Here is a 16,669-nt window from a genome sequence, read left to right on the forward strand (position 1 = left end):
AAACAAATCACCAACTCTCCGTCCGGCCACCCTTCCCACCAACCATCAGCCACCTCACCAGCAGCCAACCGTCAGCCAGTCCAGGCAAACCAGACCTACTTCCCTCGCAGATATACAGTTTGAAAGAACAATTCCCTAACCCCGGGCAGGTCGCCCAACCAGGGGCACCACCTCATCGGTGATGGGATCCCGCCGAGTCCGTGGCGAGGGCGACGAAGATAGCGGCCGGAGCCGCTGCTTTCAAGCCCTGCCTTTTCGGCGAGCCGGCGAACCGTGCGGTCCGTCGGTGGAGCGGGCTTCTACGGGCCCGCCCCGCGGGTGTCAACGCACTGTCATGCGCGCCGAGTCATGGCAGCCATCCAAAGCTGCATGCTTGACGCGCCCGCCGTCCATCACGCCGCGGCGCGCGGCGAGTCCTCCACCGCTGCGGTCACCTCCAGCCCATCCGGCCCGGCGGTCACCGCCAGCCGCTCTCCATCCCTGACGCGGCCCTCCAGCAGCAGACCTGCAAGCCGATCCTGCAGGTTGCGCTGGATGACGCGCTTCAGCGGGCGCGCACCGTAGGTCGGGTCGTAGCCGGCCTCGGCCAGCCACTCCCGTGCGCTTGCGTCCAGTTCCAGCGTGATCTGCTTGTCCACCAGCAGCCTGCGCAGCCGGCCGAGCTGGATGTCCACGATCGCGGCCATGTCGCCGCGCGCCAGGCGCCGGAACAGCACCACCTCGTCCAGCCGGTTCAGGAACTCCGGCCGGAACCGCTCGCGCACCGCCCGCATCACCGCCGGCCGCGCCGCCTCGATGTCGGAACTCTCCGGAAGCTCAGCGATCGCCTGGCTGCCGAGGTTGCTGGTCAGCACGATGATGGTGTTGCGGAAATCCACCGTCCTCCCCTGGCCGTCCGTCAGGCGCCCGTCATCGAGCACCTGCAGCAGCACGTTGAAGACGTCGTCATGCGCCTTCTCGACCTCGTCGAAGAGCAGCACCTGGTATGGCCGGCGCCGCACCGCCTCGGTCAGCGCGCCGCCTTCGTCGTAGCCGACATAGCCCGGCGGCGCACCGATCAGGCGGGAGACGCTGTGCTTCTCCATGTATTCCGACATGTCGATGCGCGTCATCGCGCGCTCGTCGTCAAACAGGAACTGCGCCAGCGTCTTCACCAGTTCCGTCTTGCCGACGCCGGTGGGGCCCAGGAACAGGAAGCTGCCGATCGGCCGGTTCGGGTCCTGCAGCCCGGCGCGCGCGCGGCGCACCGCCTTGCTCACCGCCTCCAGCGCCTCCTCCTGGCCGACGACGCGCTTGCGCAGCTCGTCTTCCATCCGCAGCAGCTTGGCGCGCTCGCCTTCCAGCATCTTCTCCACCGGGATGCCGGTCCAGCGGCTGACCACGGCGGCGATACCTTCTTCCGTCACGGCCTCGTTCACCAGGCGCCCGTCGCCGTCGCCGGCCGAGGCGATCTGTTTCTCGAGGCCGGGGATCACCCCGTATTTCAGCTCGCCGGCGCGGGCGAAGTCGCCCTTGCGCTCGGCCAGCTCCAGCTCGGTGCGGGCCTTGTCGAGCTCCTCCTTCGCCTTCTGCGTGGCGACGACCTTGCCCTTCTCCGCCTCCCAGCGCTGCGTCATCTCGCGCGAGCGCTCCTCGAGGTCGGCGAGTTCGCGCTCGAGCTTCTGCAGGCGGTCGCGGCTGGCAGCGTCCTCCTCCTTCTTCAGCGCCTCGCGCTCGATCTTGAGGCGCATCAGGTCGCGGTCGATCGCGTCCAGCTCCTCCGGCTTGCTGTCCACCTGCATCCGCAGCCGGCTCGCCGCCTCGTCCACCAGGTCGATCGCCTTGTCTGGCAGGAAGCGGTCGGTGATGTAGCGGTTGGACAGCGTCGCGGCCGCCACCAGCGCGGCATCGGCGATGCGCACGCCGTGGTGCAGCTCGTACTTCTCCTTGATGCCGCGCAGGATGGAGATGGTGTCCTCCACGCTCGGCTCGCCCACGAAGACCGGCTGGAAGCGACGCGCCAGCGCGGCGTCCTTCTCCACGTGCTTGCGGTACTCGTCGAGCGTCGTGGCGCCGACGCAATGCAGCTCGCCGCGGGCAAGCGCGGGCTTGATCAGGTTGGAGGCGTCCATCGCGCCATCCGCCTTGCCCGCGCCGACCAGCGTGTGCATCTCGTCGATGAAGAGGATGATGTCGCCGGCGGCCTGCTCGACCTCCTTCAGCACGCCCTTCAGGCGTTCCTCGAACTCGCCGCGGTACTTGGCGCCGGCGACCATCGCGCCGAGGTCCAGCGCCATGACGCGCTTGTCCTTCAGCGCCTCCGGCACGTCGCCCTTGACGATGCGCAGCGCCAGGCCCTCGACGATCGCGGTCTTGCCCACGCCGGGCTCGCCGATCAGGACGGGGTTGTTCTTGGTGCGGCGGGCGAGGACCTGGATGGTGCGGCGGATCTCCTCGTCGCGGCCGATCACCGGGTCCAGCTTGCCGTTGCGCGCGGCATCCGTGATGTCGCGCGCATACTTCTTCAGCGCGTCGAACTGCTCCTCGGCGTTCTGGCTGTTCACCGTGCGGCCCTTTCGCAGCTCGGTCACCGCCTTCTCCAGCTTCTGCGGATCGGCGCCGGCGGCGCGCAGCGCGCGGCCGGAGGGGGTGTCGCTGGCGGCGAGCGCCTGCAGCAGGCGATCCTGCGCGACGAACTCGTCGCCCGCGCGCTGCGCGTGCTGCTGCGCGGCGTCCAGCACGCGCACGATCTCCGGGGTGAACTGGGGCTGGCCGGCGCCGCCGCCCTTCACGGCGGGCTGCTTCGCCAGCTCGGCCTCCACCGCCGCCTTGGCCTTCGCGGCGTCGCCGCCAGCGGCACGGATCAGCCCGGCCGCGGCGCCCTGCTCGTCATCGAGCAGCGCCTTGAGCAGGTGCTCCGGCGTGATGCGCTGGTGGTAGTCGCGGATCGCGATGGTTTGCGCAGCCTGCAGGAAGCCGCGCGCGCGGTCGGTGAACTTCTCGATGTCCATCCTCGTGTCCCTCGATGAGCGGACCCGGTGTCCCACGCCCCCGATCGGGCGACGCGGGCTCACCTGTTGACGGAAAGGTGGTATGCGCCCGCCCAAGGGTTCAAGGGGACCAGGCATGCGGGTCGAAAGGATTTCGCGCTTCCCGGTGAAGGGGCTCTCACCGGAGCAGATGGAGGAGGTGGACCTGTCCGTCGGGGCCGGGCTGCCGCACGATCGGCGCTTCGCCTTCGCCCATGGCGACAGCCCCTTCGACCCGGCGGACCCGAAATGGCTGCCCAAGCGCAACTTCGCCTGCCTCGCGGCACATGCCGGGGTGGCACGTATCCACTCGGCCTACGACCCGCGGGCGAACACCCTGCTGCTGCGGGCAGAGGGCGTGGCGCCGCTGCTGGCGGACCTCTCCGACCCCGCCGGGCGCGACGCCGCCGCCGCCTGGATCACCGCCTTCGTGGGCGAGGAGGCGCGCGGCGCCCTGACGCTGGCGGAGGTGCCGGGCCACGCCTTCACCGACATCCCGGACAAGGCCGTCTCCATCATCGGCACGGCCTCGATCGCGGAACTCGGGCAGCGCGCGGGGATGGCGCTCGATCCGCTGCGCTTCCGCGCCAACGTCCTGTTCTCCGGGGCCGCCCCCTTCGCGGAGCTGGAGTGGGTGGGACGGGAGTTGCTGATCGGCAAGGCGCGGCTGCGCGTGCTCAAGCGCATCCAGCGCTGCGCTGCGACCGAGGTGAACCCGGAAACGGCGGAACGCGACGCGCGGCCGCCCCGCTGGCTGCGCAGCCACTATGGGCATGCCGACATGGGCGTCTACGCGGTGGTGCTGGAAGGCGGGCGCATCGCGGTCGGCGATGCGCTGGAGCTTCCCGACCCGGCATAGGGTGCGGCTGCCCCGCGTGGCGTGCGCCGCTCAGTTCCCCCGCGTGGCTGGACCGTTCAGCTGCCTCGCGTGACCTGCGTCACGACCGCCCGGATCATCGCCAGCGTGGCCTCGTTGTCCGGGCCGGCTGCCTCGTGCGGCCGCGCGGCGGTGCGCACGACCACCGTGCCGGAGGGGAGGTGCACCGCCAGCCACTGGCCGCGGACGCCGCGGAACAGCGCCAGGTCGCCGCCGCTGCCGATCCAGGTCTGGTAGCCGTAGCCGCCATCCGGCGCGCCGGTCCCCGCGGAGGGCGTGACCATGGCCCGCACCCAGGCTTCCGGCACCACCTGCCGGCCGTCCAGGGCGCGTCCGCCATTGGCCAGCAGCAGTCCGAGGCGCCCGTAGTCCCGCAGGGCAGCGTTGATGCAGCACCAGGCGGTCTCATGCCCGGCATTGTCGATCTGCCAGCTGGCCGGGAACTCTGCCCCCATCGGCTGCCAGATCCGCTCCGCCAGCAGATCCGCCAGCGGCTTGCCGGTGGCCGCGGTCAGGACCAGGCCCAGCACGTGGCTGTCCGCAGAGGAGTAGTTGAAGCGGACGCCGGGCGCGGCCGCCATGCGCGTGAGCCAGGCGACGGCCGCGGCGCCGCCTGGGGTCTGCCCGAAGGTGGAGCCGGAGAGCCGCGTGATGTCGCTGTTGCGGGTGTAGGTCTCGTCGAAGGCGACGCCGGACGACATGGACAGCAGGTGCCGGATGGGCAGCGGCCCGTAGGCGCTCTCGGCCAGCGCCGGGACATAGGTTGCAACGGCGTCGTCCAGGCTTCGGATCCGGCCATCCTGCACGGCCTGTCCCACCATCATCGCCACCACCGTCTTGGCCATGGACCAGGAGGCCAGCCGGTCGTCGGGCCGGCGGGCGCGCGGATACCGCTCGGCGAGGATGGTGCCGTCGCGGCGCAGGACCAGCAGTCCGGTGGTCGGGGTGCGCTCGACGAAGCTGTCGAGCGTCCAGCCCTGCAGGCCCGTGTTGAAGCGCACCTCCAGCGGCGGCCCCGATGCCGGACGCAGCGGCAGCGGCGTACGCGGCGGGGCGATGGTCCGCGTCGGGTAGAGCGTGTCCATCGCCGAATGGCTTCCGATTAGGAAGCGCGACTGGCTCCAGTCGGCGCGGGTGCCGACGGGGAAGGTAACCTCGCGAGGCTGGCCGGCCGTGGCGACGGAGGTGGCGGGTGGCGTCTCCGGCACGCAGCCGGCCAGGGCGAGCGCGGCACCGGCCGCCGGCAGGAGCCGCCACGCGTGCTTGCCCATTGACCATCCCCCCACGCAGGTTCGATGCGGTAGACTATCGGTCTGCGGCCGGGATGTGTCCATTCTGCGTCGCCACGCAGAACGGCCTTTCAGGGTCCCGTTGCGAACTGCGCGACCATGGCGCGCACCAGCGAGCCGAGGAACAGCCGGTCCGCGGGGTTGGACTCCTGGTCGTTGGCTGCGGTGCGCACGAACACCATGCCCGACGCCCGATGAACGGAAATCTGCTGGCCACGCACACCGAAGAAGCTGGCGTATTCGACACCGGTGCTGAGCCACATCTGGTAGCCGTAGCCGCCGCCCGGCGCGCCGGCGCCCGCGCTCGGCGTCATCATCGCCTGCACCCAGGCGGCCGGCAGCACCTGCCGTCCGTCCAGCGCGCGGCCGTCATTCGCCATCAGCAGGCCGAGCCGGCCGTAGTCGCGCAGGGCCGCGTTCATGCAGCAGAAGGCGACCTCCTGCCCGGCCCGGTCGATCAGCCAATTGGCCGGGAACTCGGCTCCCATCGGACGCCAGATCCGCTCCTCCGTCAGGGCGGCCAGCGACTGGCCGGTCGCCGCCGACAGCACGAGGCCCAGCACCTGGGTGTCGGCGGAGGCGTAGTTGAACAGCGCGCCGGGCTGCGCCGCACGGCGGCTGATCCAGTCCACGGTGGCGACGCCCCCGCGCGCATGCCCGTGCAGGCTGCCCAAGGCGAGCCGGGAGATGTCGGAGCCCGGACGGCCATAGGCCTCCTCGAACCCGACGCCGGAGGACATGGTCAGCACGTGGCGGATCGGGACCGGGCCATGCGCGCTGTCCGCCAGCCCCGGCACATAGGCCGAAACCGGATCATCCAGGCTGCGGATGCGCCCATCCTGGACGGCGAGGCCGACCAGCATCGCCACCACCGTCTTCGCCATCGACCAGGAGGCGAAGCGGTCCTCGGGCCGGCGCTGATGCAGGTAGCGTTCCACCACGATGGTGCCGTCGCGCCGCAACGCCAGGAAGGCCGTGGTGCTCGTGGCGGCGAGGTAGCTGTCCAGCGTCCAGTCGCGCCCGCCATGGCTGAAGCGGATCTCGGGGGTCGGATCGGGTCCCGGGCGGAGCGGCAGTGGCGCCGATGCGGCGGCGATGGGGCGGGACTGGAAGATCCGGTCCATCGCCGTGTGGCTGCCGATGAGGTTGCGCGTCGAGGTGTAGTCGGACATCGAGCCGACGGGATAGGTCCACTCCCGGCTGGCCGAACCGGCCGGCGCGGCACCCTGCCCGGAGGCCACGGGCAGGCCGGCCTGCGGCACGCAGGCGGCCGCCGCGAGGGCCGCAAGGCCGGCCGCAGCCGCGCGGCAATGGCGCACCCCGATCATGGCCGCGTCCTCCCGTGGCATTTCGTTGCGGGAGAAAACCTATGGCGCGTCGATCCGTGATGTAAAGGACGCGGTTGCGCCGCCGGTCAGTTGGGCTCGCGCGGCTCCGACTGGCGCTCCGGGCCGTCCTGCTCGGCATCCAGCGCGTGGCCGTTGGCATGGCCGTTGACCTCGGGCTGGTCGGAAGAGCCGGTCTCGCCGCCCTCCTGTTCCGGCCCGTTCTGGAAGCGGCGCTGCTGGTGATGCGGGTGCTGGCCGGCCTGCTGCTGCGCCTGGTTCATGGCGTTCAGAATGCGGAAATAGTGCTCGGCATGCTGGAAGTAGCTCTCCGCCATCACGCGGTCGCCGGCGCCGGTCGCGTCGCGGCCGAGCTGGAGGTACTTCTCGAAAAGCTGCTGCGCGGTGCCGCGCAGGCGCACATCCGGGCCGTTGCTGTCAAAGACGTGGTTGCGGTTCAGCGGCTGGTGCCCGCCGCTGTGGCGGAAACCGCCGCCGCCCCCTCCGCCGCCGCCGCCCCCATGCCGGTGGCTGCCGCGGCTGCGCATGCGTTTCATGTTCATGTGTCGGACGTTCGCCGTCTCGCAATGGCGCCGCGGGCGGGGATGTCCTCCCGACCGGGAACGCGGATTCATCGGGTTGCGTCGCTGCGACCGCCAGCTCCGCAGGGCTGCCCTTCCAGGGGAAGGGGGCGCCCGGACACGAGGGCCGACGCTGCCAGGGCGCATCCTCGCACCCTGGGCCGCGCCTGCAACCTAATGCGCCCGGGCCGCTGCGCCAATCGGTTTTTTCTTGGCCGTCAGCCGTCCCGCCGCAGAACCAGTGCGCGGTCGACGCCGCCGAGGTCCGCCCGGCCGCCCGCGGGCACCAGCCCGGCCTGCCGCGCCAGCGCCTCCACCGCGGCTTTCTGGCCGATCCCGAGTTCCAGGACGGCCACCCCGCCCGGCGCCAGAAGACCTGGCAGTATCGTGCTCAACCGCCGATAGGCGTCGCACCCGTCCACCCCGCCATCCAGGGCCGAGCGCGGCTCATGCCGCGCCACCTCCGGCATCAGCCCGGCAATCGCGGCCGATTCGATGTAGGGCGGGTTCGACAGCACCAGGTCGAACCGGCCGGCGAGCGCGGCGGCCCAATCGCCCGCCAGGAAAGCCGCACGGTCCGCCAGGCCGTTCCGCCTTGCATTCGCCGCGGCCAGCGCGGCCGCTGCCGGCACCAGGTCCACCCCGATCCCGAAGGCGCGCGGCCGTTCGGCCAGCACTGCCAGCAGCAGGCAGCCTGTGCCGGTGCCCAGGTCGAGCACGCGGAGTTGCGCGTCCCGGTCCGGCAGGGCGTCCAGCGCCGCCTCGACCAGGGTTTCCGAATCGGGGCGGGGGATCAGCGTGGCGGGGGAGACGGCGAGGTCCAGCGTCCAGAAGCCCTGGCTGCCGAGGATATGCGCGATGGGGGTGGCGGCCAGCCGGGCCTGGATGGCCGCCCGGAAGCGGCTGGCGGCCTCGGGCGGGACCGGCGCGCGGGAGTCGCCCAGGAGGGCCTCGGTGGTGGCGCCCATGGCGTGGCCGAGCAGCAGGCGGGCCTCCAGGCGCGGATTCTCGATGGCGGCGGCGCGCAGCACCTGGCCTGCCTGGCAGAGGAAGGCGCCGACCGTCTCGCCGGGGTCGCATGACATGGCAGGCTAATGCCCGCACCCGGCTGTCTCCCGCAACCGCGTGGGTGGGTTCACTCCGCGTCTGCGGCCAGCCGCGCCGCCTCGTCCTCGGCGACCAGCGCCTCGATCACCTCGTCGAACTCGCCCAGCATCACGCGGTCGATCTTATGGAGGGTCAGGCCGATGCGGTGGTCGGTCACGCGCCCCTGCGGGAAGTTATAGGTGCGGATGCGCTCGCTGCGGTCGCCGGTGCCGACCTGGCCCTTGCGGTCGGCGGCCCGCGCCCCGGCCAGGCGGGCGCGCTCGGCGTCGAACAGCCGGGCGCGCAGCACCTTCATCGCCTTGGCGCGGTTCTTGTGCTGCGACTTCTCCTCCTGCATCGCGACCACCAGGCCGGTCGGGATGTGAGTGATGCGCACCGCGCTGTCGGTCTTGTTCACATGCTGCCCGCCGGCGCCGGAGGCGCGGTAGGTGTCGATGCGCAGGTCGCTCTCGTTCACCTGCACGTCCACCTCCTCGGCTTCCGGCAGCACCGCGACGGTGACGGTGGAGGTGTGGATGCGGCCCTGGTTCTCGGTCGCGGGCACGCGCTGCACCCGGTGGACGCCGGATTCGAACTTCAGCTTCGCGAAGACGCCGCGCCCCTCGATGCTGGCCGTCGCGCCCTTCACGCCGCCCAGGTCGCTCTCGTCGTACTCCAGCACCTCGAAGCGCCAGCCTTGCCGGGCGGCATAGCGCTGGTAGGCGCCGAACAGCTCCGCGGCGAACAGGGCGGCCTCGTCGCCACCGGCGGCGGGGCGGACTTCCAGGATGGCGCTGCGCTCGTCGGCGATGTCGCGCGGCAGCAGCATCAGCCGGATCTCGCGCTCCAGCTTCGGCAGGCGGTCCTTGAGGTCGAGATACTCGGCCTCGGCCAGCTCCTTCAGCTCGGGATCGCCGAGCATCGCCTCCGCCTCGTCGCGGGCGCGCTCCGCGGCGCGGTACTCCTGCACCTTCTCGACCAGCGGGTCGAGCTCCGACAGCTCGCGCGAGATCGCACCGACCTGCGCGCCATCCGCCGTGTTCAGCAGGTGGCGCAACTCGTCGGCGCGGTTCAGCAGCCGGTCCAGCTTCTGCGGCAGGCTCATGCCGTCAGGCGCCGCACCGCCTCGTCCAGCGTGACGCTGTCCTGCGTGCCGGCGTCCAGGTCGCGCAGCTGCACCACGCCCTGCGCGACCTCGCTCTCGCCCAGGATCAGCGCGGCGCGGGCGTGCAGCTTGTTGGCGCGCTCCATGCGGCGCTTGAGGTTGCCCTTGTAGGCGATCTCGGTGACCACGCCGGCCGCGCGCAGCCGTTGCACCAGCGCCAGCGCCGCGCCCTCCTCCGCCTCGCTCACCGGGATCACCGCGACGGGGCGCGGCGCGGCGGGCGGTGCCGCCAGCAGCATGGCAAGCCGCTCGATCCCCGCGGCCCAGCCGACCGACGGGGTGGAGGGACCGCCCATCTCCTCGACCAGGCCGTTGTAGCGGCCGCCGCCCATGACGGTGCCCTGCGCGCCGAGCCGGTCGGTGACGAACTCGAAGGCGGTGTGGCTGTAGTAGTCGAGGCCGCGCACGATCCGGTCGTTCTGCCGGAACGGCACGCCGAAGCGGCCGAGATAGGCCAGAACGCTGTCGTAGAAGCGCGCGGCCTCCGGCGTCAGGTGGTCGCCGATGGTCGGCGCCCCGGCGACGAGGCGGCGGTCGCCCTCGTCCTTGGAATCGAGGATGCGCAGCGGGTTCTTCTCCAGCCGCATCCGGCTGTCCTCCGACAGCGCGTCGCGGTGGTCGGAGAAATAGGCGACGAGCGCGGCGCGGTAGCGGTCGCGGCTTTCGGTGTCGCCCAGCGTGTTGATCTCCAGCACCACGCCCTCGGCGACGCCGAGTTCCTGCAGCACCTGCCAGCCGCAGGCGATCACCTCGGCATCGGCCAGCGGCTCCGCAGCGCCCAGCACCTCGATGTCGATCTGGTGGAACTGCCGGTAGCGGCCCTTCTGCGGTCGCTCGTAGCGGAACATCGGGCCGGTGTAGAACACCTTGCGCGGCAGGTTGGACTGCGCGAGGCCGTTGGACACCAGCGCCCGGCAGAGCCCGGCCGTGGCTTCGGGGCGGAGCGTGATCGAATCGCCGCCGCGGTCGGTGAAGGTGTACATCTCCTTGGAGACGACGTCGGAGGTGTCGCCGAGGCCGCGGCTGAAGACGCGGGTGTCCTCGAAGATGGGCGTGGACCATTCCTCGAACCCGTAGAGCGCGGACACGCGCCGCGCCGCCTCGATCACGGCGTGGTGGCGGCGGAACTCCTCGCCGATGAGGTCACGGGTGCCGCGGACGGGCTGCAGGGGGGTGGCCATGGGGCGGCGTATCGCGCGCGGAGCGCGCCGGGGCAAGGGCGCTGCAATCGTCCAAGCCCCCTGGGCACCGGCCAGGCGCTCAGCGCACCGCCCAGGTCAGCACCAGCAAGAGCAGGAGTTGCAGCGCCAATACGCAGCCGAGACGCAGCACGGCCGCGTCGCGCCGCGCGAGATCCTCGTCCAGACCCGGCACGGGCGGCGGCCGCAGCCGCGAGATCAGAAGGGCCGAGGCCGAGAGCCCGTTCACGTCACTCCGCTGCCTGCTTCGCGGCCGCCGCGGCGTCTGCCGCCTTCGCCGCCTTCATCTGCGCCGCCTTGGCCTCCACCAGGTCCACGATGTGCTCGACCATCTCCTCGGTCTTCACCGTGTGGCTCTGCTTGCCCATGCCATAGACCATGTGCGTGCCGGCACCGCCGCCGGTCAGGCCGATATCGGTCATCAGCGCCTCGCCCGGCCCGTTCACCACGCAGCCGATGATGGAGAGGCTGATCGGCTCGCTGATGTGGGCCAGCCGCTCCTCCAGCTTCTCCACCGTGCGGATCACGTCGAAGCCCTGCCGCGCGCAGGACGGGCAGGAGATCACCTTCACCCCGCGGTGGCGCAGATGCAGGGACTTCAGCATCTCCCAGCCCACCGCCACCTCCTCCTCCGGCTCGGCGGAGAGGGAGACGCGCAGCGTGTCGCCGATCCCGGCCCAGAGCAGGCTGCCGAGCCCGATGGCGCTCTTCACGGTGCCCGCGCGCTTTCCGCCGGCCTCGGTGATGCCGATGTGCAGCGGGTGGTCGCATTGCTCCGCCAGCTGCTGGTAGGCGGCGACGGCCAGGAAGACGTCGCTCGCCTTCACGCTGATCTTGAAGCGGTCGAAGCCCTCGTCCAGCAGGTGGGCGGCGTGCCAGAGGGCGCTTTCCACCAGCGCCTCCGGGTTGGGCTCGCCGTATTTCTCCAGCAGGTGCTTCTCCAGGCTGCCGGCATTCACCCCGATGCGGATGGCGCAGTCGTGGTCGCGGGCGGCCTTCACGACCTCCTTCACGCGCTCCTTGCTGCCGATGTTGCCGGGGTTGATGCGCAGGCAGGCGGCACCGGCCTCGGCGGCCTCGATGGCGCGGCGGTAGTGGAAGTGGACATCCGCCACCACCGGGACGTTCACCTCGCGCACGATCTCATGCAGCGCGGCGGTGCTTTCCTCCGTGGGGACGGAGACGCGCACGATATCGACGCCGGCGAGTTCGCAGCGGCGGATCTGGTCGATCGTCGCCTTCGCGTCCTCGGTCGGTGTGTTGGTCATGGTCTGCACGCTGATCGGCGCATCCCCGCCGACGAGCACCTTGCCGACGCGGATCTGCCGCGAGCGGCGGCGCAGGATCTGCTGGTAGGGACGATAGGACATCAGGCCTTCCCTTGGCGCGCAGCGGACTCCGGCGAGGCTGCCGGGACCGTTCCGCCCGGGCCAGGATATGGCGGCGGCGGCGGCGATCCCAGGGGGTCCTGCGCGTGCGTTGCAGGCGGTGCCGACCTGGACCGGCCGGCGGCGCTAGTTGCGGGGGGTCGCCGCCGCGGCCGAGGCGGGCGACAGGCGCTGGCGGACGCGGTCCGGGTCCAGCGCGATGTTGCGGCGGACGCCGACCAGACCCTCCAGCACCGGCTGGGGCTGGCCGTCCAGCAGAATCTCCAGTCCGTCGGCCTTGCCGGTGTCGAGCAACAGGCCGTCCCGCGCCGGCGCGGCCCAGGTCTCGCCGGGGCGCAGGACGCGGTTGACCAGCACCTGGCCGCTGCGCGGCTCGCGCACCTGCACCCAGGCGCCTTCGGGAGTGGAGGCGCGGGCGCGCAGGACGATCCGGGTGCCCTCCGGCACGCCGGGAAGCGCGGGGGCGGCAACGGCCGGCGGTGCCGACGGCGCGGCAGCAGGCGTCACGGCCGCGGCAGCGGTGGGCACCGGCGCGCTCGGCACCGTGGCGGCCTGCGCCGAGGTGTTCGCGCCCTGTGCGGCGGCGGGCACCCCGCCCGGCGGCGGCAACGCCGCGAGCGGCAGGGCACCGGGGTCGGGGCGGGCCGCCGTCTCGCGGGTGGCGGGAAGCTGCGCGCGCCCCTGCTCGGCCGCCGTCTCCAGGCGCGCCGGCACGGGCGGGACCACGTCCACCGTGCGGGTTCCGCTGCCGGACCAGTTGAACCAGGCGACATAGGCGCAGATGGCGACAACCGCCCCCGTCGCGACCACCGCGCCCGCGGGCATGCCCCGTTCCGGCACGGGTTCGGGGAAGACCAGCTTCGGCTTGGCGGTGACGGTGCCGGACGCCTCCCGGAAGCGGCGCACCATGTCGTCCGCGTCGAGACCGAGCGCCGTGGCATAGCTGCGCACGAAGCCGACGGCATAGGCCAGGCCGGGCAGGTCGCGCAGGCGCCCTTCCTCCAGCGCCTCAAGGTAGGGACGGCGGATGCGCAACGCGGCGGCCATCTCCTCGACCGAATGGCCGAGGGCCTGCCGGGCTTCGCGCAACGCATCGCCGATGCGCGCGGCCTCCGCACCGCCGGCTTCGGATTGGCGCATGGCCTCGCGGGAAAATCGCTTCAGATCGTATGGCACGGCCCAGACACCTAGCGCGCGTTCAACGCCCCCGCAAACCGAATCGTGAAGGTGACTCGCAGTATAATTTCGGTGACATGTCGCGCGGATCAGGCCGTCGCGGGAGCCCGCCGTCGCGCGGCCAGCGCCGCCGCGGCCTGCCAGACCAGCTCACGCACGATCTCCGCCGCGGGCTGTTCGCGGGTGACCATGCCCACGCTCTGCCCGGCCATCAGGGAGCCGTTCTCCACGTCGCCATCGATCACCGCCCGGCGCAGCGCGCCGGCCCAGAAATGCTCGATGTCGAGCTGGGCGGCGGCCTTCTCCACCTCGCCGGCGAGGTAGCGCCGGATCGTCTCGGCCTGGTGCTCCAGGAAGCGCTTGGTGCCCTCGTTCTGGAGCGCCCGGACGGGAATCACCGGGAAGCGCTCGTCGAGCTGCACGGTCGGCAGCGCGTCGCGCGCGGCGCCGCGGATGAAGGCTCGCTTGAAGTTCGGATGCGCGATGGACTCCGTCGCGCAGACGAAGCGCGTGCCCAGCTGCGCGCCCGCCGCGCCCATCTCCAGGTAGGACAGGATCGCCTCGCCCCGGCCGATGCCGCCGGCGACGAAGACCGGCACATCGCGCATATGGGGCAGGATCTCCTGCGCCAGCACATTGAGCGAGACCGGGCCGATGTGGCCGCCGGCCTCGCTGCCCTCGATCACCAGCGCATCGGCGCCGGACCGGACCAGCTTCTTCGCCAGCGCCAGCGCGGGCGCGAAGCAGACCACCTTGGCGCCGCCATCCTTGGCGGCCTTGATGGCGGCGCCGGGCGGGATGCCGCCGGCGAAGACGATGTGGCCGACCTTGTGCTCCAGGCAGGTCTGGACCAGCTGGTCCAGCCTCGGGTGCATGGTGATCAGGTTCACGCCGAAGGGCTTCGAGGTCAGCGCCTGCGTGCCCTTGATCTCCTCGGCCAGGCGCGGCGGCTCCATGGCGCCGCAGGCGATCACACCGAAGGCGCCGGCATTGGACAGGGCGGCGACCAGGTTGCGCTCGCTCACCCAGGACATGGCGCCGCCCATCAGCGCGTAGCGGCTGCCGAGGAAGGCAGCGCCGCGGGCCATCAGCGCGTCGATCTCGGCCAGCGCCCAATCGGGCGGGGCCATCTCCTGCGGGGCGGCGTCCATGGGCTCAGTCCTCCGCCCGGCGCGCGGGCTCCGGCCCGTCCAGGCCATAGGCGGTGTGGAGCGCCCGGACCGCGAGCTCGGTGTAGTCCACGGGGATCAGGACGCTCACCTTGATCTCGCTGGTCGAGATGACCTGGATGTTGATCCCCTTCTCGGCCAGCGCCTTGAACATGGTGGAGGCGACGCCGGCATGGGTGCGCATGCCGATGCCGACGACGCTGATCTTGGCGACCTCCGCATCCGTCACCAGCGCCTCGTAGCCGATGAACTCCCGCTGCTTCTCCAGCAGGTCCTTCGCGCGCGGCAGGTCGGCGCGGCCGACGGTGAAAGTCATGTCGGTGGTGCCGTCGGCGCCGATGTTCTGGACGATCATGTCCACGTTGACGTTGGCCGCCGCCATGGGCCCGAAGACATGGGCGGCGATGCCGGGCCGGTCGGGCACGCGGCGGAGCGTCACCTTCGCCTCGTCGCGCGAATAGGCGATGCCGGACACGATGGGCTGTTCCACGATCTCGTCCTCGTCAACCACCAGGCTGCCTGGCTTGTCCTCGAAGCTGGAAAGCACCTGCACCCGCACGCGCTGCTTCATGGCCAGCTCCACGGAGCGGGTCTGCAGCACCTTGGCCCCCACCGAGGCCAGTTCCAGCATCTCCTCGTAGGAGATGCGCTCGAGCTTGCGGGCGCGGGGCACGATGCGCGGGTCGGTGGTGTAGACGCCGTCCACGTCGGTGTAGATGTCGCAGCGGTCGGCCTTCACCGCGGCCGCCACGGCCACCGCCGACAGGTCCGACCCGCCGCGGCCGAGGGTGGTGACGCGGTTGCGCGCGGGCTCGATGCCCTGGAAGCCGGCGATGACGGGGACCTGGCCCTGCTGCATGCGCTCGATCAGCAGCGTGCCGTCGATGCTCTCCACCCGCGCCTTGCCATGCGCCGCGTCGGTCACGATCGGGATCTGCCAGCCCTGCCAGGACCGCGCATCCACGCCGATGGTCTGCAGCGCGATGGCCAGCAGGCCGATGGTCACCTGCTCCCCGGTGGCGACGACGGTGTCGTATTCGCGCGCGTCGTGCAGCGGCGAGAGCTCGGTGCACCACTTGACCAGCTGGTTCGTGGCGCCAGCCATGGCGGAGACCACCACGGCGACCTCGTGGCCGGCCTCCACCTCGCGCTTGACGCGGTTGGCCACGTTGCGGATGCGGTCCAGGTCGGCGACGGAGGTGCCGCCGAACTTCATCACGATGCGGGCCATTCTCGGGTCCGGGGCCTTCGGGAAGGCGGGGCGGAAGCGACGGATGGCCGAGGCGGCCCCTGTTGCGCCCCGGCGGGGGCGCTCAGATAACCGCCGCGCGACCGGGCGGCAACCGCCTGTCGGATGGGAGCGGACATGCAGCCAGCGGGCACGGGCACGGCGGTCGAGGCGGAGATCCGCAAGTTCGGGGCGCTGGCCGGGCGCTGGTGGGACCCGTCCGGGCCGATGAAGCCGCTGCACCGGATGAACCCGCTGCGGACGGGCTGGATCGCCAGGCGCATCGCCCGGGCGCATGGCCGCGTGGGAACGGACCTGTCGGGGCTCACCCTGCTGGATGTGGGCTGCGGCGCGGGGCTGGCCTCGGAAGCCTTCGCCCGCATGGGCGCCCAGGTGACCGGGCTGGACGCGGCGGGAGATGCGCTGGAGGCCGCCCGCGCCCATGCCGGGGCCGGCGGGCTGGACATCGCCTACCGGGAGGGCGCGCCGGAGGCCCTGGCGGCCGAGGGCGCGACCTTCGACGCCGTGGTGGCGCTGGAGGTCATCGAGCATGTGGCGGACCGGGCGGCGTTCCTGGACGCGCTCCGCAGGCTGGCGAAGCCCGGAGGACAGGTCTTCCTCTCCACCCTGAACCGCACGGCGCGGTCCTTCCTGATGGCCAAGGTCGGGGCGGAATACGTGCTGCGCATGCTGCCCGTGGGCACGCATGACTGGCGGATGTTCGTCACCCCCGGCGAGCTGGGCGCCGGGCTGCGACAGGCCGGGCTGCGGGTGACCGACCTTGCCGGGATGAGCATGGACCCGCTGACCGGGCAGTGGCGGGAGAGCAAGGACCTCGGGGTGAACTACCTAGTCATGGCGGAGCGCTAGGCTCCGCCCTCAGCCATCCGCCCGCGGCACCCAGGGCAGCCGCGCGACGTCGATCCCCTCCTCGGCCAGCGCCTCGGCCTCGGCGTCGGTCGCCTCGCCGTAGATGCCGCGGGCCTCGGCCTCGCCGTTGTGGATCTTGCGGGCTTCCTCGGCGAAGTCCTTGCCGACGTAGTCGCAGCTCTTCTCCACCTCGGCGCGGAGGCGCTGCAGCATCGCGACCAGCTGGGCCGGGATGGGGCCGGCGGCCATGCGCTGGCCCTCGGCCGCGGGCGGGGGCGCGGCGGGGGCCTCGGCGGCGGGCGGCGGCG

General features: G+C 71.9%; 15 protein-coding genes. 2 read left to right on the forward strand and 13 right to left on the reverse strand.

The features are described from left to right. Nucleotides 1–392 precede the first annotated feature (392 nt). Nucleotides 393–2,990 (reverse strand): ATP-dependent chaperone ClpB, encoded by a 2,598-nt coding sequence (gene clpB, locus OZN99_RS10590; RefSeq protein ID WP_270935182.1) that lies wholly within the window; start codon nucleotides 2,988–2,990, stop codon nucleotides 393–395. A 115-nt stretch (nucleotides 2,991–3,105) separates the two neighbouring features. Here clpB and OZN99_RS10595 point away from each other — a divergent pair, with 115 nt between their 5' ends. Beyond that, nucleotides 3,106–3,867: an MOSC domain-containing protein gene (locus OZN99_RS10595; RefSeq protein ID WP_270935183.1), complete on the forward strand. Its 762-nt coding sequence runs from the start codon at nucleotides 3,106–3,108 to the stop codon at nucleotides 3,865–3,867. A 56-nt stretch (nucleotides 3,868–3,923) separates the two neighbouring features. Here the strand turns inward: OZN99_RS10595 and OZN99_RS10600 are convergent, their stop codons facing one another. The 11 genes from OZN99_RS10600 to OZN99_RS10650 all read right to left on the reverse strand — a co-directional run bounded on the left by OZN99_RS10600 (nucleotide 3,924) and on the right by OZN99_RS10650 (nucleotide 15,494). Beyond that, nucleotides 3,924–5,156: a serine hydrolase domain-containing protein gene (locus OZN99_RS10600; protein ID WP_270935184.1), complete on the reverse strand. Its 1,233-nt coding sequence runs from the start codon at nucleotides 5,154–5,156 to the stop codon at nucleotides 3,924–3,926. An 89-nt stretch (nucleotides 5,157–5,245) separates the two neighbouring features. Continuing rightward, nucleotides 5,246–6,502 (reverse strand): serine hydrolase domain-containing protein, encoded by a 1,257-nt coding sequence (locus OZN99_RS10605; RefSeq protein WP_270935185.1) that lies wholly within the window; start codon nucleotides 6,500–6,502, stop codon nucleotides 5,246–5,248. Nucleotides 6,503–6,588: 86 nt separating this feature from the next. Beyond that, the gene (locus OZN99_RS10610; protein ID WP_270935186.1) at nucleotides 6,589–7,062 is read right to left on the reverse strand and encodes a DUF4167 domain-containing protein; all 474 of its coding nucleotides are present in this window, start codon (nucleotides 7,060–7,062) and stop codon (nucleotides 6,589–6,591) included. Nucleotides 7,063–7,298: 236 nt separating this feature from the next. Continuing rightward, the gene (gene prmC / locus OZN99_RS10615; protein WP_270935187.1) at nucleotides 7,299–8,165 is read right to left on the reverse strand and encodes a peptide chain release factor N(5)-glutamine methyltransferase; all 867 of its coding nucleotides are present in this window, start codon (nucleotides 8,163–8,165) and stop codon (nucleotides 7,299–7,301) included. Between the two features lie 50 nt (nucleotides 8,166–8,215). Next, a complete protein-coding gene (gene prfA / locus OZN99_RS10620) occupies nucleotides 8,216–9,271 on the reverse strand; it encodes a peptide chain release factor 1 (RefSeq protein WP_270935188.1) in 1,056 nt (351 codons plus the stop codon). Then, a complete protein-coding gene (hisS, locus tag OZN99_RS10625) occupies nucleotides 9,268–10,512 on the reverse strand; it encodes a histidine--tRNA ligase (protein ID WP_270935189.1) in 1,245 nt (414 codons plus the stop codon). Before hisS ends, prfA begins: the two co-directional genes overlap by 4 nt. 79 nt (nucleotides 10,513–10,591) lie before the next feature. Then, nucleotides 10,592–10,759 carry a hypothetical protein gene (locus OZN99_RS10630; RefSeq protein ID WP_270935190.1) on the reverse strand — a complete coding sequence of 56 codons (168 nt, stop codon included), beginning with the start codon at nucleotides 10,757–10,759 and terminating at the stop codon, nucleotides 10,592–10,594. A 1-nt stretch (nucleotide 10,760) separates the two neighbouring features. Beyond that, the gene (ispG, locus tag OZN99_RS10635; protein ID WP_270935195.1) at nucleotides 10,761–11,903 is read right to left on the reverse strand and encodes a flavodoxin-dependent (E)-4-hydroxy-3-methylbut-2-enyl-diphosphate synthase; all 1,143 of its coding nucleotides are present in this window, start codon (nucleotides 11,901–11,903) and stop codon (nucleotides 10,761–10,763) included. A 141-nt stretch (nucleotides 11,904–12,044) separates the two neighbouring features. Next, nucleotides 12,045–13,058: a helix-turn-helix domain-containing protein gene (locus OZN99_RS10640; protein ID WP_270935191.1), complete on the reverse strand. Its 1,014-nt coding sequence runs from the start codon at nucleotides 13,056–13,058 to the stop codon at nucleotides 12,045–12,047. Nucleotides 13,059–13,183: 125 nt separating this feature from the next. Next, entirely contained in the window at nucleotides 13,184–14,245 is a 1,062-nt protein-coding gene (locus OZN99_RS10645; protein ID WP_408611820.1) for an NAD(P)H-dependent flavin oxidoreductase, read from the reverse strand. 4 nt (nucleotides 14,246–14,249) lie between these two features. Further along, complete coding sequence (locus OZN99_RS10650) at nucleotides 14,250–15,494, reverse strand: aspartate kinase (RefSeq protein WP_270935192.1); 1,245 nt, start codon at nucleotides 15,492–15,494, stop codon at nucleotides 14,250–14,252. A gap of 135 nt (nucleotides 15,495–15,629) precedes the next feature. Between OZN99_RS10650 and ubiG the strand changes: the two genes are divergently transcribed. Then, nucleotides 15,630–16,361, forward strand: coding sequence for a bifunctional 2-polyprenyl-6-hydroxyphenol methylase/3-demethylubiquinol 3-O-methyltransferase UbiG (gene ubiG / locus OZN99_RS10655; protein WP_270935193.1), 732 nt, complete (start codon nucleotides 15,630–15,632; stop codon nucleotides 16,359–16,361). 9 nt (nucleotides 16,362–16,370) lie between these two features. Here the strand turns inward: ubiG and OZN99_RS10660 are convergent. Continuing rightward, nucleotides 16,371–16,669, reverse strand: a 299-nt coding sequence (locus tag OZN99_RS10660) for a DUF1178 family protein (protein WP_270935194.1), incomplete at its 5' end; no start/stop codon positions are given.

The organism is Falsiroseomonas oryzae (assembly GCF_027856955.1).
Classification (GTDB): domain Bacteria; phylum Pseudomonadota; class Alphaproteobacteria; order Acetobacterales; family Acetobacteraceae; genus Falsiroseomonas; species Falsiroseomonas oryzae.

What these genes read in the sequence shown, in the direction of transcription:
- OZN99_RS10650 (WP_270935192.1), bottom strand. Translation starts at nt 15,494, where the DNA reads ATGGCCCGCATCGTGATGAAGTTCGGCGGCACCTCCGTCGCCGACCTG.
- OZN99_RS10640 (WP_270935191.1), bottom strand. Translation starts at nt 13,058, where the DNA reads ATGCGCCAATCCGAAGCCGGCGGTGCGGAGGCCGCGCGCATCGGCGAT.
- prfA (WP_270935188.1), bottom strand. Translation starts at nt 9,271, where the DNA reads ATGAGCCTGCCGCAGAAGCTGGACCGGCTGCTGAACCGCGCCGACGAG.
- OZN99_RS10600 (WP_270935184.1), bottom strand. Translation starts at nt 5,156, where the DNA reads ATGGGCAAGCACGCGTGGCGGCTCCTGCCGGCGGCCGGTGCCGCGCTC.
- clpB (WP_270935182.1), bottom strand. Translation starts at nt 2,990, where the DNA reads ATGGACATCGAGAAGTTCACCGACCGCGCGCGCGGCTTCCTGCAGGCT.
- OZN99_RS10605 (WP_270935185.1), bottom strand. Translation starts at nt 6,502, where the DNA reads ATGATCGGGGTGCGCCATTGCCGCGCGGCTGCGGCCGGCCTTGCGGCC.
- ubiG (WP_270935193.1), top strand. Translation starts at nt 15,630, where the DNA reads ATGCAGCCAGCGGGCACGGGCACGGCGGTCGAGGCGGAGATCCGCAAG.
- hisS (WP_270935189.1), bottom strand. Translation starts at nt 10,512, where the DNA reads ATGGCCACCCCCCTGCAGCCCGTCCGCGGCACCCGTGACCTCATCGGC.
- OZN99_RS10595 (WP_270935183.1), top strand. Translation starts at nt 3,106, where the DNA reads ATGCGGGTCGAAAGGATTTCGCGCTTCCCGGTGAAGGGGCTCTCACCG.
- OZN99_RS10610 (WP_270935186.1), bottom strand. Translation starts at nt 7,062, where the DNA reads ATGAACATGAAACGCATGCGCAGCCGCGGCAGCCACCGGCATGGGGGC.
- prmC (WP_270935187.1), bottom strand. Translation starts at nt 8,165, where the DNA reads ATGTCATGCGACCCCGGCGAGACGGTCGGCGCCTTCCTCTGCCAGGCA.
- OZN99_RS10645 (WP_408611820.1), bottom strand. Translation starts at nt 14,245, where the DNA reads ATGGACGCCGCCCCGCAGGAGATGGCCCCGCCCGATTGGGCGCTGGCC.